Here is a 20,999-nt window from a genome sequence, read left to right as displayed (position 1 = left end):
TTACTTACCTTGTAATGCTCAGAATCTTACCGTTCCTAATGTAATCATAGACGGAATTGTTCGCCGAGATAAACTTGTTTCACCTGTTCGTTATTGAGAACTTCATCCGGAGTTCCCGATGCAATTAGGTGTCCTTGGCTTACGATATAGGCTTTTTCACAAACGTCCAAGGTTTCGCGAACGTTATGGTCAGTGATTAACACGCCAAGGCCGCGATCGCGCAAGTGTTCAATGATTTTTTTGATGTCGTTAACCGAAATTGGGTCAACACCCGCGAACGGTTCATCCAACAAAATGAATTGAGGGTTAGCGGCCAGTGCTCGGGCGATTTCTACACGGCGGCGCTCACCACCTGATAGTGCCATACCCGCACTGGTGCGTATGTGCTGTATGTGGAATTCTTCCAACAAATCTTCAAGCTTATCTTGGCGTTCTTCTCGAGTAAGCTCTTGGCGAGTCTCTAAAACAGCCATGATGTTGTCTTCTACCGACAGCTTACGGAAGATCGATGCTTCTTGTGGCAGATAGCCAATACCTAAACGTGAGCGGCTGTGCATCGGAAGGATACTGATATCTTGATTGTCGATAGTAATGGTGCCTTCATCACGTGGCACCAAACCCACAATCATGTAAAACGATGTAGTTTTACCCGCACCGTTTGGACCCAAAAGACCAACAATTTGGCCAGACTCTACTTCGAGACTTACATCGGTAACGACCTTGCGCTTTTTGTAGCTCTTCGCAAGGTTCTTTGCGCTCAGTACTGCCATATTAGTTCTCGATTTGGTTCGGTTGTAGGATGGTGGTTACGCGCTCATCCTTCGAGCTGTCAGCGACTAGCTTCTGTTGACCAATTTGGTAACGAATCGACGAACCTTTGATGGTATTGCCGTCTTGTGCCAGTTGCGCTTGACCTTTCATGGTCAATTCATCAGTAGAGATGCGGTAGTCTAACTCAGTTGCTTGGCCGCTTAGCGTTTTGCCATCGTCCATCAACTGAGAAAACGTAGCAGGCTTACCAAATGCTTGGATCTGCTTGATAGACTCGGTCTTAGGATCGCGAGTCACAACGATTCTATCAGCATCGATATTGATGCTACCTTGCTTAAGCGATACATCACCTTTAAAGATGACCTGGTTACTCTTCATGTCCACCTGTTGGGTGTCTGAATTGATGTAAACCGGCTGTTGAGTATCCGACTTAAGTGCTAACGCTTGTGGCGCTGCTAAAACCAATGCCAGTAGGCTAAGGTGTAACGGTTTCATATCGACCTTGAACTTCATCAGTCAGAGTCGCAGTGTGAGCTTTTAAGTTGCCCTGCATTGCGCCTCCGGTAGTTTCAAATTGCGGTCCAACCAACATCACTTGTTGATCGGCTTTAAAATCACGATTACTTAGATTGATGACCAGTTTGTCTGTTGCCATGGTGTCGAAACTCGCATCAGGCAATAGATTCTGCATAAGTACTTTGTCGTACAAGGTCAGAATTTGGTCTTCATCTAGTACTGCTCTTGTTGCAGTAACTTTCCACTCCACAACGCTACCTTCGCGGTAAACCATCAGTGTTGGGCTTTTAAAAATCGTGTCTCCACTCTTGGCATAGTGATCCAAGTTGGTGGAACGGATGATGTAACTGCGGACACCATCTTCACCATAAGTGATATTTTCTAGTCCAGTACCACTGAACATAGGCAGTTCTAAATTTGGTGCTACTTGGATATCTTCATTACCTTTTGGCGTGAGTAGGTAATAACCACACCAAGCGACAACAAAAACCAAGAGCAAATAAATAAGGCGAGTAAAACTCATAAAATAAAGGCCTTTATCTTAGCTCAGTACTTCCCTGACCATTGCCTTAATCTGTTAAATCAAATCGTTAAGTCTTTTGGAGGCGCGATCTTACATCACGCCTGCTTTAAGTAAATCATGCATATTGAGTGCGCCAACAATTTTATTGTTATCGCACAAGATCAGAGCATTGATGTTCTTGTCTTGCATTAAGTTTAGTCCTTCCACAGCCAGCATTTCTGGGTGCGCGGTGGTTGGGTTCTTCGTCATTACATCACCGATTGCTGTGGTATGGATATCAATGCGTTTGTCCAGAGTACGGCGTAAATCACCATCGGTGAATATACCAAGCATAGCATCGTGCTCATCGACAATAGCGGTCATACCCAAGCCTTTTTCAGAAATCTCGAGTAAGGCGTCACGAATCAGAGCGTCCGGTGATACTTTTGGTAGTGCATTACCGAAGTGCATTATATCAGACAGTTTAAGCAGCAATTTTCTTCCCAGTGCACCGCCAGGATGTGACAAGGCAAAGTCTTCTGCTGAAAAACCACGAGCTTGCAATAGCGCAACCGCAAGGGCATCGCCCATTACTAACGTCGCTGTTGTGCTGCTTGTCGGAGCAAGGCCCAGCGGACAAGCTTCTTTAGGGACTGTAATTTGCAAATGCAGATCGGACAGTTTCGCCATATTTGATTCTGGCTTGCCTGTCATACTGATGATTTTGATGTTCAGGCGTTTCAAAACTGGGAATAGAGACAAAATCTCATGAGACTCTCCCGAGTTTGAAATCGCAATAACAATGTCACCAGCGCTGATCATGCCTAGGTCACCATGCGCAGCTTCGCCAGGGTGAACGAAAAATGCTGAAGTGCCAGTGCTTGCAAGGGTCGCAGCAATTTTGTTGCCGATATGACCTGATTTGCCCATGCCCATTACGACAACTTTGCCGTTATTGGAAAGAATCAATTCGCAAGCTTGCTCAAACTGCGCGTCAAAGTATTGGTCAAGTTGTTGTAAGGCCGTTACTTCGATATCGAGAACTTGTTTAGCAGCAGCGCGAAAATCAAATTGAGTGGACATATCAGTGCTCCAATTTGTCTTTACTTATTATGTTATTAAGCGGCCATGTTTGCGAATAGGTACACTTGGTAAGCCAAGAAACACACAAACAGGATGCCACCTTCAAGGCGGTTAATGCTGCGTGATTTACCAAGACACATCGCTACCAAGAGTAGAGATACACCTAGCATCACCCAGAAGTCACGACCCATTGCGTATTCGCTCAAGGTTGAAGGGTTAATGATGCCTGGCAGGCCCATTACCGCAAGAATATTGAATACGTTTGAGCCGATGATGTTACCCACAGCCATGTCGTCTTCGCCTTTTAGAACGCCAGCAAGAGAAGCAGCAAGTTCAGGAAGACTTGTACCAATGGCAATGATGGTTAGGCCGATAACGAGATCACTCATGCCGAAGTACTTAGCAATAACCACGGCGTTATCAACCAGCATGCTTGCTGCCAAAGGAAGCAGTATCAAGCCAATCACTACCCACATAACGGCTTTTGAGTTGCTCACACCGTCTGGAACTTCAGACTCTTGCTCATCAACGAAAGCATCGCCCGCTTTTTGTTCTTTGCGGCTGATTTGCAGCATGGCAAATAAGAAGCCACCAAACAAAACAAACAGCAGTACACCTTCGTAGAAACCTAGATGACTGTCCCAAAGTAAAATACCCGCTAGAACCGTCACTGCTATCATCAAAGGCAGCTCACGACGAATAACGGCAGAACTGATAGAAAGTGGTTTAATTAGGGCTGTAATACCTAGGATCAGAGCGATGTTGGCAATGTTTGAACCCAGAACGTTACCTACAGCAGTGTCGGTTTTGCCATCCCATGCTGCAGTCGCAGAAACCATCATTTCTGGTGCCGAAGAGCCCATTGCTAGAATGGTCATACCGATCACTAGAGGTGAAATACCGACGTTGCGGGCCAGAGCGGCAGAACCAAAAACAAGTTTATCTGCACTCCAAACAAGTAAAACAAGACCGACGATAAGCAACGCTACGGCTTCGAGCATGATGATTCCTAAGTAATAAAATAAGTGAAATGAGTAACCGCTAATTTTGACCTTTTGCGGCCAAAAATGGAAGATAAACAACAAATAAATTAAAGGTTAGTAACGAAATTGTGTTTAATTGTTGCTCATATACTCGTCGTTCAGAATACGGTTAATCTGGCATGGGATATAAACACCTTCCTGTCATTTCGTCATAATTTATGAAGAATTGCTTGAATTTCGCGGGCTTTATTTAATTGAACAGTGCTTTTAATTAACGTTCAATGTGCTTATGATTGCAGCCTAATAAGTGTACCGAAGTCACTTTAGGATATTCTCGACGTAATATCTTGAAAACAATCGGGGTTGAGTTGGATTGCAACTCTGTGAGAACCGCTCACAAACAGTAGAAGAGATAGTATGTCGAACAACGATTTAGTTACCGTTAACAATCTCACTTTTTCACGCGGCGAACGCAAGATCTTCGATGGCGTTGATTTGCATGTGCCAAAAGGAAAAGTGACCGCCATTATGGGGCCGTCAGGGATTGGTAAAACGACACTGCTGCGCCTGATAGGCGGGCAGCTTTATCCTGAGCAAGGAGAGATCTGGTTTGATGGCGACAATATCCCATCACTATCTCGTAAAAAGCTTTATCACGCTCGAAAGAAAATGAGCATGTTATTTCAGTCGGGCGCTTTGTTTACTGACTTGAACGTGTTCGACAACGTGGCGTTTCCTTTACGTGAACACACAGAACTTTCTGAAGAATTCATCCGTACCATGGTGTTGCTAAAGCTTGAGGCCGTCGGCTTACGTGGCGCGGCAAAGCTGATGCCTAGCGAGTTATCTGGCGGTATGGCGCGACGTGCTGCGTTAGCGCGTGCAATTGCACTTGACCCTGACCTCATCATGTACGATGAGCCGTTTGTTGGGCAGGACCCAATCACCATGGGTGTGCTGGTTGAATTGATCAGTAATTTGAATCGAGCACTAGGTCTGACTTCAATTGTCGTTTCTCACGACGTTCCTGAAGTGATGAGTATTGCCGATTGGGTTTACTTGATGGCCGATGGCAAAATCATAGCCTTTGGTACGCCGCAAGAGCTGAGAGATAACCCTGATCCTCGCGTGCAGCAATTCTTAAAAGGTGAAGCTGATGGGCCAGTGCCATTCCGCTTCCCTGCTCAAAGTATCGAAAAGGACTTATTTGATGGCCGATAGCTTTATTCAATTTGTCGCTTCATTGGGAAGACGCACGCTCGCCATCTGTGAAGCGTTTGGTCGCGCGACTTTAATGCTCATTGGCGCCTTGGTGACTCGACCTCAGCCAATAAAAAACTTTCCGTTACTGATTAAACAGCTTTACTCGGTTGGCGTTCAGTCATTGGCGATTATCGTCGTTTCGGGTTTGTTTATCGGTATGGTGCTTAGTCTGCAAGGTTATGTTGTGCTGGTGGACTATGGTGCAGAGGGTAGCCTTGGTCAAATGGTGGCTCTATCGTTGCTACGTGAACTTGGCCCTGTTGTTACCGCACTTTTGTTTGCTGGTCGTGCCGGTTCTGCTCTGACTGCAGAAATCGGACTCATGAAAGCAACGGAGCAGCTTTCTAGTATGGAAATGATGGCCGTCGATCCACTAAAACGTGTTATCGCACCGCGTTTTTGGGCTGGTGTTATCTCAATGCCTCTATTAGCTATGATCTTTATGGCGGTTGGCATTTGGGGAGCTCAGATTGTCGGTGTGGATTGGAAAGGCGTAGACCACGGCAGCTTTTGGGCTGCGATGCAATCTTCGGTTGAATTAGGTCAAGACATCGGTAATAGCATGATCAAATGTATCGTGTTCGCGATTACCGTTACTTGGATCGCTCTATTTAATGGCTATGACGCTATTCCAACTTCGGAAGGGATCAGCCGAGCAACGACGCGCACTGTTGTGCATTCTTCTTTAGCAGTACTGGGACTAGACTTTGTACTGACCGCATTGATGTTTGGGAATTAATCATGCAACAAACACGTAAAACAGAATTATGGGTTGGCAGCTTTGTATTAGCAGGAATTTGCGCGATTCTTGTGATGATTTTTCAGGTTGCTGACGTAAAAAGCATTGGCTCTGGCAATACTTACACCCTGAAAGCCGAGTTCGATAATATTGGTAGTTTGAAAGTTCGCTCTCCAGTGAAAGTTGGTGGCGTTGTTATCGGTCGTGTAAGTAACATTACACTTAACCCTGATAGCCTATTACCGGTCGTGAGCTTGTCGATTAACAGCCAGTACAACCAGTTCCCTGAGACTTCTAGTGTGCAAATTTTGACATCAGGATTGATTGGTGAGCAGTACATTGGCTTGGTTCCGGGCTTTGTTTTTGACGATGAAGAAATGCTTGTTGATGGTGATACCATCGAAGACACCAAATCTGCATTAGTATTAGAAGACCTGATTGGTCAGGTACTGTACAGCATTGGTGGCTCAGGCGATTCTGGTGACACGAGTAAGGAATAACCCATGTTTTCTAGACTATTACTTTCATTCGTAGCGGCGTTTACTGCTTTTGGCGCAGTGGCAGCTGAAGTAGATAAAACTCAGCCATATTCAATGATGAAGCAGGTTGCTGAAGTGACGTTCGAGCGTCTGAAAAACGAGCAGCCGCAAATCAAACAAGATCCAAACTTGCTCAAAACCATTGTTGAAGAAGAGCTGATGCCTTACGTCAACGATCGCTATGCGGCATTGAAACTGCTTGGTCCAAACTTGAAAGGGGCGAAGCGTGAAGATGTGGGTGAATTCATCACAGCATTCCGCGCTTACTTGGTGACTTCATACGCGCAAGTGTTAACACAGTACACGGATCAACAAATTGAATTTGGCCCTGAGCCAAAACTGGACCCTTCTAAGCGCATTACGAGCATCAAAGTTGATATCATTGACGCGCCGCGTCCAAATATCAAACTTGAGTTCAAACTGCGTAAAGATAAGAAAACCGGTGAATGGTTAGCATTCGACATGGTTGCAGAAGGTATTAGCTTACTATCGAGCAAGCAATCAGAGTGGAATACTCAGATTCGCCAAGACGGTATTCTTGCGGTTGCAAAAGATTTAGAGAAACTGGCAGCACAGCCAATTCGCTTCGAGGCAGCAAAGTAATGGCGCAGTCTCATTCTCAGTGGCATTTACAAACAGACCTTCTTAAGCTTACAGGGGCGCTGGATCGCGATACAGTGCCTGCATTGTGGGCGGTGGCACAGCAATGGCAACCTTCTCAAACCGAGCTAGAATGCTCGCTCCAAGAGATTGAACGCATTGACTCTGCGGGAATGGTGATGTTAATCCACTTATTAGAGCATGCAAAAAAGCAAAACTGTCATATAATGCTCAGTTTCGTGCCGGCGCAATTGCGCACTTTGTTTCAGCTGAGCAACGTTGAATCTTTAGTGGCCAAACATATACAGAATTATCAGGGGTAAATTGTGGATAGCGCAAAAGTACAACAGTTACTAGAAGAAGCACTAAACCTTCAAGAAGTGCATGTAAAAGGTGAAGGTAGCCACTATGAGGTGGTTGCTGTTGATGCTTGTTTCGATGGAATGAGCCGCGTTAAGAAGCAGCAGTTAATTTACGGTCCTCTGATGGATTACATCCAGCGTAACGACATTCACGCGCTATCGATCAAAGCGTTCACTCCAGAAGAGTGGGCTCGTGATAAGAAGCTAATGTCGCTTTAAGGTTTATTGATGGAAAAGTTTCGAGTTATTGGGTCAGATAAACCACTGGTTGGTGAAGTGACCATTTCAGGTGCAAAAAACGCAGCACTGCCGATTTTATTTGCGTCTATCTTGGCGGAAGAGCCTGTAGAAGTGGCGAACGTGCCACACCTTCGTGATATCGACACAACCATGGAACTGCTTAAGCGTCTTGGCGCAAAAGTAAGCCGTAATGGTTCCGTTCATGTCGATCCAAGCAGTATCAACGAATACTGTGCTCCTTACGATTTAGTAAAAACCATGCGTGCATCTATTTGGGCGCTTGGTCCTCTTGTAGCTCGATTTGGCCAAGGTCAGGTTTCTCTACCTGGCGGTTGTGCTATCGGTGCTCGTCCTGTTGATCTACACATCACTGGTCTAGAACAGCTTGGTGCAACCATCACACTAGAAGATGGTTACGTAAAAGCGGAAGTCGATGGTCGCCTGAAAGGCGCGCACATCGTGATGGACAAAGTGAGTGTTGGTGCAACGATCACTATCATGTGTGCAGCAGCGCTTGCTGAAGGTACAACAACGCTAGACAACGCAGCGCGCGAGCCTGAAATCGTTGATACTGCAGATTTCCTAAACACACTTGGCGCAAAAATCTCTGGTGCGGGTACAGATACCATCACTATCGAAGGTGTTGAGCGTCTAGGTGGTGGTAAGCACAGCGTTGTGGCTGACCGTATCGAAACCGGTACCTTCCTAGTTGCAGCAGCGGTTTCTGGCGGCAAAGTTGTATGTCGCAACACCAATGCACATCTGCTAGAAGCGGTATTGGCGAAGCTAGAAGAAGCGGGCGCATTAGTAGAAACTGGTGAAGACTGGATTTCTGTTGATATGACTGGCCGTGAGCTGAAAGCAGTAAGCATTCGCACGGCTCCGCATCCAGGTTTCCCTACTGACATGCAGGCGCAATTCACGCTATTGAACATGATGGCGAAAGGCGGCGGCGTGATCACTGAAACTATCTTTGAAAACCGTTTCATGCACGTACCAGAATTGATGCGTATGGGCGCGAAAGCAGATATCGAAGGTAATACGGTTATCTGTGGCGACGTAGATTCTCTAAGTGGCGCACAAGTGATGGCAACTGACCTACGAGCTTCGGCAAGTTTGGTGATTGCAGGTTGTATCGCAAAAGGCGAAACCATCGTTGATCGCATCTACCACATCGACCGCGGTTACGACAAAATCGAAAATAAACTGTCTGCACTTGGCGCAAATATTGAGCGCGTGAGTGAGGCAGGTTAAACTGCATCGCAGTTGACCTAGATATGAAGAGAGCCGAAACTCAGGTTTCGGCTTTTTTATATCGCGCTTTCTGTCATAGTTCATGACTATGTTCAAAGAGACAATAATAGCTGTAGCTGGCGCAAAGCCGGTTCCTGGAGAACAACAATGATTGCACTGTTACGTGTATTTGCTGTCGCAATTTTCGCAATTGTGATGTTTATTGGTGGTTGTGGTTACTGCCTACTAAGCCCTCGAAACCCTAAGCACGTGTTCACCTTTGGTCGTCTATTCGGCAAGATGTCGCGCGTATTTGGTATCAAGCTTGAGCTGCGTCTTCCGGAAGATGCGTACTCTCGCGGTCAGCATGTTTACATTGCTAACCACCAAAACAACTGGGACCTTTTCACTGTATCTTCTGCAGTAACACCAAAAGTGGTAACAGTAGGTAAAAAGAGCCTAGCGTGGATGCCGTTGTTTGGTCAGCTTTACTGGCTAACAGGTAACATCTTGATTGACCGTGCAAACCGCTCTAAAGCAAAAGGCACTATCGACCAAGTCGTGGACAGCATCAAAAACAGTGATGTTTCAGTATGGATGTTCCCAGAAGGTACACGTTCACGCGGCCGTGGCTTACTGCCATTCAAGACTGGTGCATTCCATGCAGCTATCGGTGCAGAAGTGCCAATCATTCCAATCGTGTGTAGTTCGACAGACCATATCAAATTCAACCGCTGGAACAATGGTCATGTGATCATTGAGATGCTGCCACCAGTTAGCTCTGAAGGTTACGGTAAAGAAGGCGTACGTGAGCTAGCGAATATTTGCCGTGAGCAAATGAAAGAGAAGTTGGTTGAGTTGGATGAAGAAGTGAAACAGCGCAACGCTGCTTAAGTTTTACTGCGATATCATTACAAAAAGACAATAAAAAACGGGTAGCCTGAGCTACCCGTTTTTTTATGCTTGTCAGCAAGTGCAATTATTTGCGAACTGCAATTGCTTCAATCTCGATACCTACATCTTTAGGCAGACGAGCTACTTCTACACAAGAACGCGCAGGGTAGTTTGCTACTTCGTGCTCATCGAAGAACTTGCCGTAAACTTCGTTCACTGTACCGAAGTCGTTTAGGTCTTTCACGAATACTGTCATTTTAACGATGTCAGTCACTTTCAGGCCTGATGCTTCAACAACAGCTTTTACGTTCTCTAGAGATTGACGAGCTTGCTCTGCGATGTCTGCAGACACTTCACCTGTCGCTGGGTTTACTGGAATTTGGCCAGACGTTAGAACCATGTTGCCTAGATCTACGCCTTGAACGTAAGGACCGATTGCTGCTGGTGCAGACTCAGTGTGAAGTACTTTCGTCATTTGAATTGTTCCATCTGTTTAGGGGGAATAAAGAGTTTGCTCAAGTATCTTGAGCGTTCTTAAGAAGAATCAGTTTGCCTTTAAACATGAAGCACGTAAAGAGCAAAATACCCCGCATTCGCGGGGTATCAGTCAATTTATCGTTAGCAAGAATCGAAGCGAGAAATTAACGCTCAGTCACGATCTCACGTGCGAATACTTTCTCACAGTATTTACACTTCAGACGGATTTCTTCCTTCTTCTCGAACACTTGGAAGCTGCTTGCAACTGGCTCGTTGTGGGTAATGCAGTTAGTGTTTGGGCATTCAAACACGTTTTTAACTTGCTCTGGTAACTCCAGCGCTAGCTTCTTCACAACTTCGTAGTTTTCGATTTGGTTTACGGTCGCATGTGGTGCGTAAAGTGCCAACTTGTTTGCCTGCTCTTCGTTGATGAACACGTTCTCAATCTTCAGCAAGTCTTTATGACCGAGTGCCGATGAAGGCAGATTCAGACCGATGGTTACGCGTTGAGAAGAGTTGTGCATATCGAACAGCTTCAGCACCTTAATACCAATTTGTGCTGGAATGTGGTCGATTACTGTGCCGTTTTTGATTGCTTCAACCTGCAATTGAGTTTCTTTAGCCATGTTATTCTCTCCCTCGATTACAGTGTTTCGTTAAGAACCAGTGCCAACAAAGCTTGGCGTGCGTAAACGCCGTTTTCTGCTTGTTGGAAGTAGTAAGCGTGTGGTGTGACGTCGACGTCTGTGGTGATCTCATCCACACGTGGCAGTGGGTGCAGCACTTTCAAGTTCTCACGTGCACCTTCTAGTAGTGCCGCTGTTAGGATGTAAGCTGACTTGATGTGTGCGTATTCTGATTCATCGAAACGCTCTTTCTGTACGCGAGTCATGTACAAAATGTCTAGCTCAGGAATCACGCTTTCCATATCTGTGTGCAGGCTGTACTGGATACCTGCTTCATCTAGCTCTTCGCATAGGTAATCTGGCATCGCAAGTGCTTCTGGTGCAACGAAGAAGAAACGGATGTTATTGAACTTCGCCAATGCTTGCGTCAATGAGTGTACGGTGCGGCCGTACTTTAGGTCACCAACGAACGCAACGTTCAGGTTGTCTAGACGACCTTGTGTTTCCGCGATGGTGTATAGGTCGAGTAGAGTTTGCGTTGGGTGTTGGTTTGCGCCATCACCAGCGTTGATAACGGGTACGCCGTTAGAGAACTCAGACGCCAAGCGCGCTGTGCCTTCTTGAGGGTGACGCATCACGAATGCATCGACATAAGAAGAGATCACTTGAACTGAGTCAGACAGCGTCTCGCCTTTTTTCGCCAGAGAGGTGTTACCACCGTTATCAAAACCAATAACATCGCCACCGATACGTTGAATCGCTGTTTCGAATGACAGACGAGTACGTGTGGATGGCTCAAAGAAACAGCTCGCTACAACCTTGTTTTTAATCAGTTCTGGACGAGGTTCTTTTTTTAGCTGACCTGCAGTTTCTACAATCAGTTCCAGTTCTTCACGTGAAAGCTCTGGAATAGAGATGATGTGCTTCTGGTAAAGCGAGTTCGCCATGATCTTCTTCCCTATAACAGTGGTGACTATCCCCAAAATTACCCTGATGGAATTTCGGACATAAAAAAACCTCCCCAATTGGGGAGGTTTTAAAATTCAATAGAATTAACGAAAATAACAGCACGTAAGCGTAGTCGCTTAGCTAGAGCAAATCGCGTTTTTACGTCAGCAATCGGCGTGGTCATTTCGTAATCCTCAGACAAATTGCCGAGCATTATACGCTTAACTTTCGTGAGCGCAAGCGATTACATCATGGTTTTTGTTACCATTTTTAATGCTTTGGTTTAGCTACCTAACGTTGCCACCATCACGGCTTTAATTGTGTGCATGCGGTTCTCGGCTTCGTCGAATACGATAGAGTATTCAGACTCAAACACTTCTTCGGTGACTTCAAGCCCTTTCATTCCGTATTTCTCTGCTACCTCTTTACCCACAGTCGTTTCATCGTTGTGGAAGGCTGGCAGGCAGTGCATGAACTTCACATGAGGGTTGCCCGTTTGCTTAATCACATCCATATTGATTTGGTAAGGTGTCATCAGCGCAACACGCTCATCCCAAGCCTCAGCAGACTCACCCATCGAGACCCAAACGTCGGTGTATAAGAAGTCACAGCCTTTGACGCCTTCTTGAACGTTTTCAGAGAGCGTGATTTTCGCGCCGGTTTGTTGGGCAATTTCTTGGCAAGTTGTCACTAATGCTTCTTCTGGCCAGAACGCTTTTGGCGCTACAAGGCGGATGTCCATGCCCATTTTTGCTGCGCCAACCATGAGTGAATTACCCATGTTATTGCGAGCATCACCAAGGTAAGCAAAGGTCATCTCATGCAGTTGTTTCCCACGTCCGTGCTCTTGCATGGTCAGGAAGTCCGCAAGGATTTGGGTAGGGTGAAATTCATCCGTTAAACCATTCCAGACAGGTACACCAGCATAAGTACCAAGCTCTTCAACGATCGATTGACCAAAGCCACGGTATTCGATGCCATCGTACATACGACCAAGAACACGAGCGGTATCTTTCATCGATTCTTTATGACCGATCTGTGAGCCAGAAGGACCGATGTAAGAGACTTGAGCGCCTTGGTCAAAGGCCGCGACTTCAAACGCACATCGGGTACGAGTAGAAGATTTCTCAAAGATTAGTGCGATGTTTTTACCTTGAAGTTTCTTCTGCTCTGTTCCTGCATATTTAGCTTTTTTCAGCTCTGCAGACAGTTCGAGCAAAAACTGGATCTCTTTAGTTGAGAAGTCCAATAGCTTCAAAAAGTTGCGATTACGTAGATTGAAAGCCATAGCTCGTCCCTTAGGTCGTTTGGTTGATAAAGAATAAAAGCATTAAAACATATAAATGCTTTTATTGTGAATAATTATTTTAATTAAAAACAAAAAAAGGTTGATGCATTCACATCAACCTTAGTCTCAATTAGTTTTATTTGGTGGGAGAGGTTTCTCAAATATCGTCACGTTCGATTGGGCAACTCATACAACGTGCACCACCACGACCGCGACCAAGCTCGTTACCCGGAATAGTCAGGACTTCAATGCCAGCTTTGTCGTACTTCTCATTAGTGTAGACGTTACGTTCGTAACCAATCACAACACCAGGCTTCACCGTCAGTACGTTGTTGGCATCGTTCCATTGCTCTCGCTCAGCTTCGTAGCTGTCACCACCGGTTGTGATGATCTTCAATTGGTCTAAGCCAAGTGCCGATTCAATGGCATGCAGATAGTTGTGTGATGCTTCGACATGCATTTCACCGTTGCCTTTAGGTGTTAGGCGCCAAGTATCTAAATCTTTACGCATGATCTCTGGGTATACCGAGAAAGTGTCTACATCCATGTGCGTCATGACCGTATCAAGGTGCATGCACGAGCGGTGTTTTGGTAGGTCGATAGCAATCACTTCTTTCGCCTGACCAGATTTAAACAGGCTTGCCGCTAAGTTTTCTACACCTTGCGGGGTTGTGCGCTCAGACATACCAATTAGAACCGCACCTTTACCGATAACCAGTACATCACCACCTTCAACGTTAGCATTGTCGTAGTGCTGGTCTTCATCACCAAAGTAGTTAATGAAGTCTTGACCCGCGAAGGTTGGGTGCCAGCGGTAAATGGCGCGCAGATGGTTGGTCTCGCGTTGACGTGCAGGCATCATCATTGGGTTAAGAGAAACGCCGCCGTATACCCAGCATGACGTGTCACGGGTAAAGAGGTGGTTAGGCAGAGGTTCGATCACGAAATCCAGTGGGCGCTTCATCTTCGGCAGCATTGATGAAGATTTGATTGGCAGTTCGGAGTATGCCAAGCCACCAAGAAGAATGCTTGCTAGGTGCTCATCATCCATCTCTGCGAAGTACTGACGCAAATCACGAGCGAAAGTCGGACCATAACGGAAGTCAGAGATCTGAGTATTCAACAACCATTGCTTTGCTTCTGGAACCGTAAGGGTTTCAACCAGCAGATCATGAAGCAGTAGTACTTCGACATCTTGTTCACGCAGTGTGCGCGCAAATGCATCGTGTTCTTCACCAGCCGCTTCGACCGCCAATACGTCATCAAACAGTAGCTCATGGCAGTTCGATGGCGTTAGGTGGGTGAGGGCACGCTCTGGGCGATTTAATAGAACTCGTCTTAGTTGACCAACTTCTGATCCAACGTACAGCTTACTCATTTTGCATCCTTACAAATATTCCAGCCGTTAGTTATGACAAGCTTGATGCAAAGATGCAAGTCCTGGAACTTTGCTTATATATTGCAAAAATATCGTTTTTTGGCGTTATATTTTGTAAATAATCCCTCGGTGTATTTTAATTCTATATTTTGTTGTTTGTTCATGAGTTCTAAAAAGTGCGTTTTTATTCTCTTTCGTTCGAGAAAGGAGTCATACATCAATAGCGCATAAAAAGTGCATAACCATTCTGAAATATGCATTTTTTAGCTTTCTTTTATTCGTTAGGTCAGAATTACCGAGCCGTTGCTGTATTCACTCCAAGATCATAAACACGCAAACAAGCCTAAAATTACTCGTCTTAGGTTCGATTAGGATCTTCTGAATATTAAAGATTAGCCGTTTTTGTTAATTTTTTGTTTCTGTGAGCGGGGTTTAGATTTACGAGCAAAAATTATCATCAAGAATCACCGCAGTTTGGTGTTTGTTTGTGGCTTTTCATCGCAATCCGTGCCATATTTCACCGCATTAACGTACTCAGTTTAGAGTATAGTGTTTCCATCAAGTAACTAATCTGGAGCCAAAACATGTCTCACGAAGATGAATATCTATCAGTAGAAGAATTAATTGAGATTCAAAAGGAAGAGACTCGCGATATCATTGCAGCATTGCTAGAAGACGGCAGCGATCCAGATTCACTATACGAAATCGAGCACCACCTATTTGCTGAAGACTTCGACACGCTAGAAAAAGCGGTTGTTGAAGCGTTCAAGATGGGCTTTGAAGTTCTTGAAGCTGAAGAAACAGAAGATGAAGACGGCAACAAACTGCTTTGTTGTGATGCAACAATGGAATCTGCACTAAACGCAGAAGCGATTGATGCACAGGTTGAGAAACTGGTTCATCTTGCAGAAAAATACGACATCATTTACGACGGTTGGGGTACTTACTACGAAGGCGAAGATGCGCTTTACCCTGAAGAAGATGATGAAGACGAAGAGTAATCCTCTTATTCAATCTAAGAAGCCAGCGTTTATCGCTGGCTTTTTTGTGCCTTGAAAATGATAACCGCCGATGACGATAAATAATTCTCATTGAGTTTGTCTGCTTATAGCCTGTAACCCTAAGTTAGTTGTGTATATAATGCGTGAAAATTGATCTAGCTCAAGGTGTATATGCAACTCTCACTCGCCGGTTTATGGCAAGTCTCTCCACTGACGGACCTTTCTATCCCACAGGATGACATTACTTTCCCTGCTCCTTTGAGTCAGGTGTTGCCTGCAGAACTGACTGAAGAAGCGATTCGTCAGCAAGAGTGGCACCTGATGCACGACATTGAAGTGGACGAATCCATGATGGCATTCCCTGCGGTAGAAATGGTGTTGGGTGGTGTGGATTACCATGCAGAAGTGCGTTTGAACGGGGTAGCATTGTTTGACTGTGACGGTTCACAAAGTGTGTACAAAAAAGACATTCGCCCATTCATGCAGATGGGGCGCAACCGTTTTGAGATCCTGTTCCTTGAGGAAGAAGAAGATCTTCTGTTGGATGAGGATAAACCAGAGTTGTGCTCACTTGCGGACCATGAATACCAAAAGAGTGACGAGCGCTTAGGGGTATGGCAAGAACCGTACCTACAGTTTATTCGCAATGTGCGTTTAGATCGTGTAGCAACCGAGCAGATTTGGCACCACGGTGGTGGTTGTGAGTTTAAGGTAGATTTGTACTACCAAACTTTTGCGCCGGGTTTAGTATCAGCATCGGTTAAGTTTAATGGCATGACTTACCATATTCCTATTGATGTCCGAGCGGATCATGCGAGTGCTTTGTTCCAGATCGAAGCGCCAAAGTATGCCGATCTTAATGATCCCGATCCAAAAGATCTCTACGAACTCGTGGTGGAATTAGATGGGCAACGCCAAGCATTTACAGTGGCACTTAGCCAAGAGCTCTGTGTTACCCATCTTGTACTTTAAGTTTGGGGATAAAGCGCTATAACGTTTTAAGCATCACGACTTCACATGCATCATGCCCTGTTTGTCCTAGCGGGGCATCGAGATGCTCAAAGCCTAGTTTTTCATACAAGCCTACCGCTTCTCTTAGACATTCTGTCGTTTCTAAATAACACTGCTGATACCTAAACTGTTTCGCCAGTTGTAAGCTCAATGCGACGATGCGTTTGGCTAAACCGTGCCCTCGTGTTTGAGGTAAGAAGTACATCTTTTGCAGCTCACACACATTTGGCTCACCAGCTAATTGTGCAAAGCCGCCGCCGCCCACAATCTCGCCTTGGTATTCGACTACCCAGTAGGCTGCGCCTTGCTGGTCGTAAACCGAGTACATATCATCAAGCGTTGGATCGGCCACACCATAACCTTTGTCTGCGGTTAAACCGTATTCTGCAGAGACTTTACGAATCACGTCTGCAACTTGCGAGTTATCTGCTTTGGTAAGAGGTCGAAGAACGTATTCCTCAGCCTGACACACTTTTGTCAGCCCTTTTAGGTAAGTCTCCAGACCAAGTTTGAGTTGCTCTTGTTCGCTGTCATCCAGTTGGGTAAGCAGTTGTTCAAAGAAGCTGTTTTGCTGCTGGTCTAGTTGCGATAACGCCAGTTGCCCTTGCGCTGTAAGCGCGACAAGTTGGCTACGTTTGTCTTTTGGGTTTTCGATGCTCTCAACCAAGCCTAATTTAATCAGACCGGTAACGGTTCGACTCGCATTGGACTTGTCGACATTAAGCTGCTGTGCCAGTTGATTGATGGTCAACGGCTGCAGCTGGATTTCACCTAACGCGTGCGCTTGCACTGGAGTGAGAGCGACATCGCCGCATTGTTTATCGAGCATACCAAGCAATCGGACGGCTTGACGGGAATAGTGTCGAAGTTGACGAGCATTCATTATCACTTACCTCTAAAAATAAAGTTGCGTACCGCAATTAAATTAATTGCGGTACGCAACTTTGTCAATGGTAAATGTTATTTTGCTCGTTAGGAGGCGTATTAGCCTCCATGTTTAAGCGTGTTGGTGTAAACAGAATTGTGGTGCTTGGTTATCTGATTTACGCATCCATACTTTCTCGTGGAAGTAGTAAGCCACAGTGTTCAAGCTTGGCTCTAGCATCGCCATGATACCGCCGACAAACGCATCACCTGTTAGTAAGTAAACCACGCTAAACGCAACACTGAAGTGGATAGTGGCAAAGCTTGCGGTTTTTAATTTGGTCATCCACTGACGAGCTTTAAGCGCTGGGACTTTTGCCCATGCCTTTTCATGAAAGTAGAAAGCGACGGTGTTCACTGAAGGCTCAATCATGGCAATTAAACTACCAATTAGAATGTCGCCAGTAAGCACGTAAGCGACACTAAACGCGATTGTAAAATGGAGTGCTGCAAAGGTTAGTGTCTTTTTCATGATAATTACTCAATCGTTGTGTTGTTTCAATAGGTCTATTATTGAGAATTATTATCATTAAATCTAATGGGCAGTTAAGATTAGTTTGATAGGTAAAAGCTATTAAATAGGAGGGAAAGTAGGAGAGAAGAGCGAATATCTTGGAAAGCTTTCCGAGCGATAAAATGCAAAAAGGGTTGATGCTTTCACATCAACCCTTTGATTCTTTTACTCTAGTCTTTAGCGATTAAAGTGCAGCGATCGTTGTCTTCTGCTCTTCTAGCTTAGCTAGTGTCTCTTTGTAGCCTTCAAGCTTCTCACGCTCTTTAGCAACAACCGCTTCAGGTGCTTTCGCTACGAAGCCTTCGTTACCTAGTTTGCCTTCGATACGCTTGATTTCGCCGTGAGTTTTCTTGATTTCGCCATCTAGACGAGCAAGCTCAGCGTCTTTGTCGATCAGACCCGCCATTGGGATCATCAGCTCAGACTTAGCAACCAATGCTGTCGCACACGCTGGCGTTTCTTCGTCAGCAGCAAGTACGCGTACAGATTCTAGTTTCGCTAGAGACATCAGTACTTGTTTGTTTGCTTCTAGACGCGCAGCGTCTTCTGCGTTTGCTGCTTTCAGCATAACGTCAAGCGGCTTACCTGGGTTGATGTCGTATTCAGCACGTAGGTTACGGATGCTGGTAATAAACGCTTTCACCCATTCAATATCGTCTAGCGCTTCTTGGTTGAAGTTTGCTTCGTCGAATTGAGGCAGTGCTTGCAGCATGATTGTCTCACCTTCTACACCTTCAACTAGTGGCTTGATGCTTTGCCAGATAGTTTCAGTGATGTAAGGAATCACTGGGTGAGCTAGACGTAGCGTCTTCTCAAGAACCGTGATTAGTGTGCGGCGAGTACCACGCTGTTGCGCTTCAGTACCTTTCCATAGAACTGGTTTAGTTAGCTCTAAGTACCAGTCACAGAATTGGTTCCAGATGAATTCGTAAAGCGTGTTAGATGCCATATCTAGACGGAAGTTGTCGATATGGTTGTTGAACGCTTTCGCCGCTAGTTCAAACTGAGACTCGATCCACTTGTCCGCTAGTGAGTATTCAATCTCACCACCGTTGAAGCCACAATCTTGCTCTTCTGTGTTCATCATTACGTAACGGCTTGCGTTCCATAGTTTGTTACAGAAGTTACGGTAGCCTTCAAGACGCTTCATATCCCAGTTGATATCGCGACCTGTTGATGCCATTGCAGCAAGAGTGAAACGTAGTGCGTCTGTACCGTATGCTTCGATACCGTTTTCAAACGTCTTACGAGTGTTCTTCTCGATCTTCTTCGCTAGCTGAGGCTGCATCATGTTGCCACAACGCTTCTCTACTAGAGACTCTAGGTCGATACCATCGATCATGTCGATTGGGTCAAGTACGTTACCTTTCGACTTAGACATCTTGTCGCCGTTTTCGTCACGGATTAGACCAGTAACGTAAACTGTCTTAAATGGTACTTGTGGTTTGCCGTTTTCGTCTTTCACGAAGTGCATGGTCATCATGATCATGCGCGCAACCCAGAAGAAGATGATGTCGAAACCAGTTACTAGTACGTCTGAAGGGTGGAATACTTTCAGATCGTCAGTTTGCTCTGGCCAACCTTGAGTACCGAACGTCCATAGTGCAGAAGAGAACCATGTATCCAGTACGTCTTCATCTTGGTGAAGTTCAATGACTGACTCTAGGTTGTTGTTCTTACGAACTTCTTCTTCGTCACGACCTACGTAAACATTACCTTGGTTGTCGTACCAAGCTGGGATGCGGTGACCCCACCATAGTTGACGAGAGATACACCAGTCTTGAACGTCACGCATCCAAGAGAAGTACATGTTTTCGTATTGCTTAGGAACGAATTGGATGTCGCCGTTTTCTACTGCTTCAACCGCTGTTTTCGCTAGAGGCGCAGTACGTACGTACCATTGGTCAGTTAGCATTGGTTCGATAACCACGCCACCACGGTCGCCGTAAGGAACTTGTAGATCGTGATCTTTCACTTCTTCAAGTAGACCTAGTTCATCGAATTCAGCAACGATAGCTTTACGAGCAGCAAAACGCTCCATACCGTGGTACTTAGCTGGTAGCTCAGTGCTGTAAGCGTCGCTTGCTTCGCCGTTGGTGTTGAATACTTCAGAAGCGTCACGGATGTTCGCGTCGAAAGTCAGAATGTTGATCATTGGTAGCTGGTGGCGCTTACCAACTTCGTAGTCGTTGAAGTCGTGCGCAGGTGTGATTTTCACACAGCCAGTACCTTTTTCCATATCTGCGTGCTCATCGCCCACGATTGGGATGCGACGCTCAACGATAGGAAGGATGATTTCTTTACCGATAAGATCTTTGTAACGTGGATCTTCTGGGTTAACTGCAACACCAGTATCGCCTAGCATGGTCTCTGGACGAGTCGTTGCAACAACGATGTAGTCTTTGCCATCTGCTGTTTTAACGCCATCTGCTAGTGGGTAGCGGAAGTGCCACATGTTGCCTTTAGTGTCTTTATTCTCTACTTCTAGATCTGAAATCGCTGTGTGTAGCTTTGGATCCCAGTTAACTAGACGCTTACCGCGGTAGATTAGGTCATCTTCATATAGACGTACGAATACTTCTTGAACAGCGTTAGATAGACCATCGTCCATCGTAAAGCGCTCACGATCCCAGTCTACAGATGCGCCAAGACGACGAAGCTGTTTAGTGATAGTGCCGCCAGATTCGCCTTTCCATTCCCAGATTTTGTCGATGAAAGCTTCACGACCGTAATCGTGTTTTGTTTTGCCTTCTTCTGCAGCGATCTTACGCTCAACAACCATCTGAGTTGCGATACCTGCGTGGTCCGTACCTACTTGCCAAAGAGTGTTTTTACCCTTCATGCGCTCACAACGGATAAGCGTATCCATGATCGTATCTTGGAACGCGTGGCCCATGTGTAGGCTACCAGTGACGTTCGGTGGCGGGATCATGATGCTGTATGATTCTTTAGTAGTGTCACCGTGTGGCTTAAAGTAGCCTTTCTCTTCCCAAGTCTGATACAGAGCTTGTTCGATTGAAGTTGGGTTGTATGTCTTTTCCATAGCGCTCTTTTAATGGATACGTTGATGGTTGAATCTAAGTCAATCTTTATAAGTGAACTCTCTG

Annotated in this window: 24 protein-coding genes; 10 read left to right on the top strand and 14 right to left on the bottom strand. The window is 45.6% G+C overall.

All coding sequences use genetic code 11. The annotated features are described in order from the left end of the window. Window positions 1–44 precede the first annotated feature (44 nt). From lptB to ATB78_RS23280, 5 genes are all read right to left on the bottom strand, one after another. Window positions 45–770 carry an LPS export ABC transporter ATP-binding protein gene (lptB, locus tag ATB78_RS23300; RefSeq protein ID WP_005432855.1) on the bottom strand — a complete coding sequence of 242 codons (726 nt, stop codon included), beginning with the start codon at window positions 768–770 and terminating at the stop codon, window positions 45–47. A gap of 1 nt (window position 771) precedes the next feature. Further along, window positions 772–1,266, bottom strand: a complete 495-nt coding sequence (lptA, locus tag ATB78_RS23295; RefSeq protein ID WP_005432860.1) for a lipopolysaccharide transport periplasmic protein LptA — start codon at window positions 1,264–1,266, stop codon at window positions 772–774. Continuing rightward, window positions 1,247–1,810: an LPS export ABC transporter periplasmic protein LptC gene (lptC, locus tag ATB78_RS23290; RefSeq protein ID WP_005436380.1), complete on the bottom strand. Its 564-nt coding sequence runs from the start codon at window positions 1,808–1,810 to the stop codon at window positions 1,247–1,249. The genes lptA and lptC overlap by 20 nt, the downstream gene beginning before the upstream one ends. A 90-nt stretch (window positions 1,811–1,900) precedes the next feature. Further along, window positions 1,901–2,872 carry an arabinose-5-phosphate isomerase KdsD gene (gene kdsD / locus ATB78_RS23285; protein WP_005436381.1) on the bottom strand — a complete coding sequence of 324 codons (972 nt, stop codon included), beginning with the start codon at window positions 2,870–2,872 and terminating at the stop codon, window positions 1,901–1,903. Between the two features lie 35 nt (window positions 2,873–2,907). Beyond that, window positions 2,908–3,873: a calcium/sodium antiporter gene (locus ATB78_RS23280; RefSeq protein WP_009707637.1), complete on the bottom strand. Its 966-nt coding sequence runs from the start codon at window positions 3,871–3,873 to the stop codon at window positions 2,908–2,910. A 399-nt stretch (window positions 3,874–4,272) separates the two neighbouring features. Here ATB78_RS23280 and mlaF point away from each other — a divergent pair, with 399 nt between their 5' ends. From mlaF to ATB78_RS23240, 8 genes are all read left to right on the top strand, one after another. Next, window positions 4,273–5,076, top strand: a complete 804-nt coding sequence (gene mlaF / locus ATB78_RS23275; protein WP_038896979.1) for a phospholipid ABC transporter ATP-binding protein MlaF — start codon at window positions 4,273–4,275, stop codon at window positions 5,074–5,076. Continuing rightward, on the top strand, window positions 5,066–5,857 hold the full coding sequence (gene mlaE / locus ATB78_RS23270) for a lipid asymmetry maintenance ABC transporter permease subunit MlaE (protein WP_005436385.1): 792 nt from the start codon (window positions 5,066–5,068) through the stop codon (window positions 5,855–5,857). The genes mlaF and mlaE overlap by 11 nt, the downstream gene beginning before the upstream one ends. Before the next feature lie 2 nt (window positions 5,858–5,859). Continuing rightward, window positions 5,860–6,357, top strand: a complete 498-nt coding sequence (mlaD, locus tag ATB78_RS23265; RefSeq protein WP_005436386.1) for an outer membrane lipid asymmetry maintenance protein MlaD — start codon at window positions 5,860–5,862, stop codon at window positions 6,355–6,357. 3 nt (window positions 6,358–6,360) lie between these two features. Beyond that, window positions 6,361–6,999 carry a phospholipid-binding protein MlaC gene (gene mlaC, locus ATB78_RS23260; RefSeq protein ID WP_005436387.1) on the top strand — a complete coding sequence of 213 codons (639 nt, stop codon included), beginning with the start codon at window positions 6,361–6,363 and terminating at the stop codon, window positions 6,997–6,999. After that, on the top strand, window positions 6,999–7,319 hold the full coding sequence (locus ATB78_RS23255; protein WP_039987857.1) for a lipid asymmetry maintenance protein MlaB: 321 nt from the start codon (window positions 6,999–7,001) through the stop codon (window positions 7,317–7,319). Before mlaC ends, ATB78_RS23255 begins: the two co-directional genes overlap by 1 nt. A gap of 3 nt (window positions 7,320–7,322) precedes the next feature. Next, on the top strand, window positions 7,323–7,577 hold the full coding sequence (gene ibaG, locus ATB78_RS23250) for a BolA family iron metabolism protein IbaG (RefSeq protein ID WP_005432865.1): 255 nt from the start codon (window positions 7,323–7,325) through the stop codon (window positions 7,575–7,577). Between the two features lie 9 nt (window positions 7,578–7,586). After that, the gene (gene murA / locus ATB78_RS23245; RefSeq protein ID WP_061010718.1) at window positions 7,587–8,852 is read left to right on the top strand and encodes a UDP-N-acetylglucosamine 1-carboxyvinyltransferase; all 1,266 of its coding nucleotides are present in this window, start codon (window positions 7,587–7,589) and stop codon (window positions 8,850–8,852) included. Between the two features lie 147 nt (window positions 8,853–8,999). Then, window positions 9,000–9,725: a 1-acylglycerol-3-phosphate O-acyltransferase gene (locus ATB78_RS23240; RefSeq protein WP_061010716.1), complete on the top strand. Its 726-nt coding sequence runs from the start codon at window positions 9,000–9,002 to the stop codon at window positions 9,723–9,725. An 85-nt stretch (window positions 9,726–9,810) separates the two neighbouring features. On the opposite strand, the gene ATB78_RS23235 is transcribed toward ATB78_RS23240, so the two are convergent. From ATB78_RS23235 to arcA, 6 genes are all read right to left on the bottom strand, one after another. After that, the gene (locus ATB78_RS23235) at window positions 9,811–10,200 is read right to left on the bottom strand and encodes a RidA family protein (RefSeq protein ID WP_005432832.1); all 390 of its coding nucleotides are present in this window, start codon (window positions 10,198–10,200) and stop codon (window positions 9,811–9,813) included. 166 nt (window positions 10,201–10,366) lie between these two features. Then, window positions 10,367–10,828, bottom strand: a complete 462-nt coding sequence (gene pyrI, locus ATB78_RS23230; protein ID WP_009707632.1) for an aspartate carbamoyltransferase regulatory subunit — start codon at window positions 10,826–10,828, stop codon at window positions 10,367–10,369. Between the two features lie 17 nt (window positions 10,829–10,845). Further along, window positions 10,846–11,775, bottom strand: a complete 930-nt coding sequence (pyrB, locus tag ATB78_RS23225) for an aspartate carbamoyltransferase (RefSeq protein ID WP_061010714.1) — start codon at window positions 11,773–11,775, stop codon at window positions 10,846–10,848. An 89-nt stretch (window positions 11,776–11,864) separates the two neighbouring features. Continuing rightward, the gene (locus ATB78_RS30320; protein WP_005432831.1) at window positions 11,865–11,990 is read right to left on the bottom strand and encodes a hypothetical protein; all 126 of its coding nucleotides are present in this window, start codon (window positions 11,988–11,990) and stop codon (window positions 11,865–11,867) included. 69 nt (window positions 11,991–12,059) lie between these two features. Next, the gene (locus tag ATB78_RS23220; RefSeq protein ID WP_061010712.1) at window positions 12,060–13,064 is read right to left on the bottom strand and encodes an ornithine carbamoyltransferase; all 1,005 of its coding nucleotides are present in this window, start codon (window positions 13,062–13,064) and stop codon (window positions 12,060–12,062) included. A 157-nt stretch (window positions 13,065–13,221) separates the two neighbouring features. Beyond that, entirely contained in the window at window positions 13,222–14,442 is a 1,221-nt protein-coding gene (arcA, locus tag ATB78_RS23215) for an arginine deiminase (protein WP_061010710.1), read from the bottom strand. Window positions 14,443–15,026: 584 nt separating this feature from the next. Between arcA and rraB the strand changes: the two genes are divergently transcribed. Together rraB and ATB78_RS23200 are read left to right on the top strand one after the other, a co-directional pair. Further along, window positions 15,027–15,443 (top strand): ribonuclease E inhibitor RraB, encoded by a 417-nt coding sequence (gene rraB, locus ATB78_RS23205; RefSeq protein WP_005432867.1) that lies wholly within the window; start codon window positions 15,027–15,029, stop codon window positions 15,441–15,443. Between the two features lie 171 nt (window positions 15,444–15,614). Further along, a complete protein-coding gene (locus ATB78_RS23200) occupies window positions 15,615–16,415 on the top strand; it encodes a hypothetical protein (RefSeq protein ID WP_017187889.1) in 801 nt (266 codons plus the stop codon). Window positions 16,416–16,431: 16 nt separating this feature from the next. Here the strand turns inward: ATB78_RS23200 and ATB78_RS28670 are convergent, their stop codons facing one another. From ATB78_RS28670 to ATB78_RS23185, 3 genes are all read right to left on the bottom strand, one after another. Further along, on the bottom strand, window positions 16,432–17,337 hold the full coding sequence (locus tag ATB78_RS28670; RefSeq protein WP_081096649.1) for a bifunctional helix-turn-helix transcriptional regulator/GNAT family N-acetyltransferase: 906 nt from the start codon (window positions 17,335–17,337) through the stop codon (window positions 16,432–16,434). 114 nt (window positions 17,338–17,451) lie between these two features. Beyond that, window positions 17,452–17,850, bottom strand: a complete 399-nt coding sequence (locus ATB78_RS23190) for a DUF2061 domain-containing protein (RefSeq protein ID WP_005432839.1) — start codon at window positions 17,848–17,850, stop codon at window positions 17,452–17,454. A 226-nt stretch (window positions 17,851–18,076) separates the two neighbouring features. Next, complete coding sequence (locus ATB78_RS23185) at window positions 18,077–20,935, bottom strand: valine--tRNA ligase (protein ID WP_042606443.1); 2,859 nt, start codon at window positions 20,933–20,935, stop codon at window positions 18,077–18,079. Between the last annotated feature and the right edge of the window lie 64 nt (window positions 20,936–20,999).

This window comes from Vibrio sp. CUB2, from assembly GCF_001557945.1.
In the GTDB taxonomy this organism is placed as follows: domain Bacteria; phylum Pseudomonadota; class Gammaproteobacteria; order Enterobacterales; family Vibrionaceae; genus Vibrio; species Vibrio owensii.
The sequence above is the reverse complement of the archived record's forward strand: the minus strand, read 5'-3'. Positions and strand labels throughout refer to the sequence as shown.

What these genes read in the sequence shown, in the direction of transcription:
- ATB78_RS28670 (WP_081096649.1), bottom strand. Translation starts at nt 17,337, where the DNA reads ATGAATGCTCGTCAACTTCGACACTATTCCCGTCAAGCCGTCCGATTG.
- ATB78_RS23255 (WP_039987857.1), top strand. Translation starts at nt 6,999, where the DNA reads ATGGCGCAGTCTCATTCTCAGTGGCATTTACAAACAGACCTTCTTAAG.
- ATB78_RS23190 (WP_005432839.1), bottom strand. Translation starts at nt 17,850, where the DNA reads ATGAAAAAGACACTAACCTTTGCAGCACTCCATTTTACAATCGCGTTT.
- lptC (WP_005436380.1), bottom strand. Translation starts at nt 1,810, where the DNA reads ATGAGTTTTACTCGCCTTATTTATTTGCTCTTGGTTTTTGTTGTCGCT.
- rraB (WP_005432867.1), top strand. Translation starts at nt 15,027, where the DNA reads ATGTCTCACGAAGATGAATATCTATCAGTAGAAGAATTAATTGAGATT.
- mlaE (WP_005436385.1), top strand. Translation starts at nt 5,066, where the DNA reads ATGGCCGATAGCTTTATTCAATTTGTCGCTTCATTGGGAAGACGCACG.
- mlaC (WP_005436387.1), top strand. Translation starts at nt 6,361, where the DNA reads ATGTTTTCTAGACTATTACTTTCATTCGTAGCGGCGTTTACTGCTTTT.
- ATB78_RS23240 (WP_061010716.1), top strand. Translation starts at nt 9,000, where the DNA reads ATGATTGCACTGTTACGTGTATTTGCTGTCGCAATTTTCGCAATTGTG.
- arcA (WP_061010710.1), bottom strand. Translation starts at nt 14,442, where the DNA reads ATGAGTAAGCTGTACGTTGGATCAGAAGTTGGTCAACTAAGACGAGTT.
- lptA (WP_005432860.1), bottom strand. Translation starts at nt 1,266, where the DNA reads ATGAAACCGTTACACCTTAGCCTACTGGCATTGGTTTTAGCAGCGCCA.
- pyrI (WP_009707632.1), bottom strand. Translation starts at nt 10,828, where the DNA reads ATGGCTAAAGAAACTCAATTGCAGGTTGAAGCAATCAAAAACGGCACA.
- ATB78_RS23185 (WP_042606443.1), bottom strand. Translation starts at nt 20,935, where the DNA reads ATGGAAAAGACATACAACCCAACTTCAATCGAACAAGCTCTGTATCAG.
- murA (WP_061010718.1), top strand. Translation starts at nt 7,587, where the DNA reads ATGGAAAAGTTTCGAGTTATTGGGTCAGATAAACCACTGGTTGGTGAA.
- kdsD (WP_005436381.1), bottom strand. Translation starts at nt 2,872, where the DNA reads ATGTCCACTCAATTTGATTTTCGCGCTGCTGCTAAACAAGTTCTCGAT.
- pyrB (WP_061010714.1), bottom strand. Translation starts at nt 11,775, where the DNA reads ATGGCGAACTCGCTTTACCAGAAGCACATCATCTCTATTCCAGAGCTT.
- ATB78_RS23280 (WP_009707637.1), bottom strand. Translation starts at nt 3,873, where the DNA reads ATGCTCGAAGCCGTAGCGTTGCTTATCGTCGGTCTTGTTTTACTTGTT.
- mlaF (WP_038896979.1), top strand. Translation starts at nt 4,273, where the DNA reads ATGTCGAACAACGATTTAGTTACCGTTAACAATCTCACTTTTTCACGC.
- ATB78_RS30320 (WP_005432831.1), bottom strand. Translation starts at nt 11,990, where the DNA reads ATGCTCGGCAATTTGTCTGAGGATTACGAAATGACCACGCCGATTGCT.
- lptB (WP_005432855.1), bottom strand. Translation starts at nt 770, where the DNA reads ATGGCAGTACTGAGCGCAAAGAACCTTGCGAAGAGCTACAAAAAGCGC.
- mlaD (WP_005436386.1), top strand. Translation starts at nt 5,860, where the DNA reads ATGCAACAAACACGTAAAACAGAATTATGGGTTGGCAGCTTTGTATTA.
- ATB78_RS23200 (WP_017187889.1), top strand. Translation starts at nt 15,615, where the DNA reads ATGCAACTCTCACTCGCCGGTTTATGGCAAGTCTCTCCACTGACGGAC.
- ATB78_RS23220 (WP_061010712.1), bottom strand. Translation starts at nt 13,064, where the DNA reads ATGGCTTTCAATCTACGTAATCGCAACTTTTTGAAGCTATTGGACTTC.
- ATB78_RS23235 (WP_005432832.1), bottom strand. Translation starts at nt 10,200, where the DNA reads ATGACGAAAGTACTTCACACTGAGTCTGCACCAGCAGCAATCGGTCCT.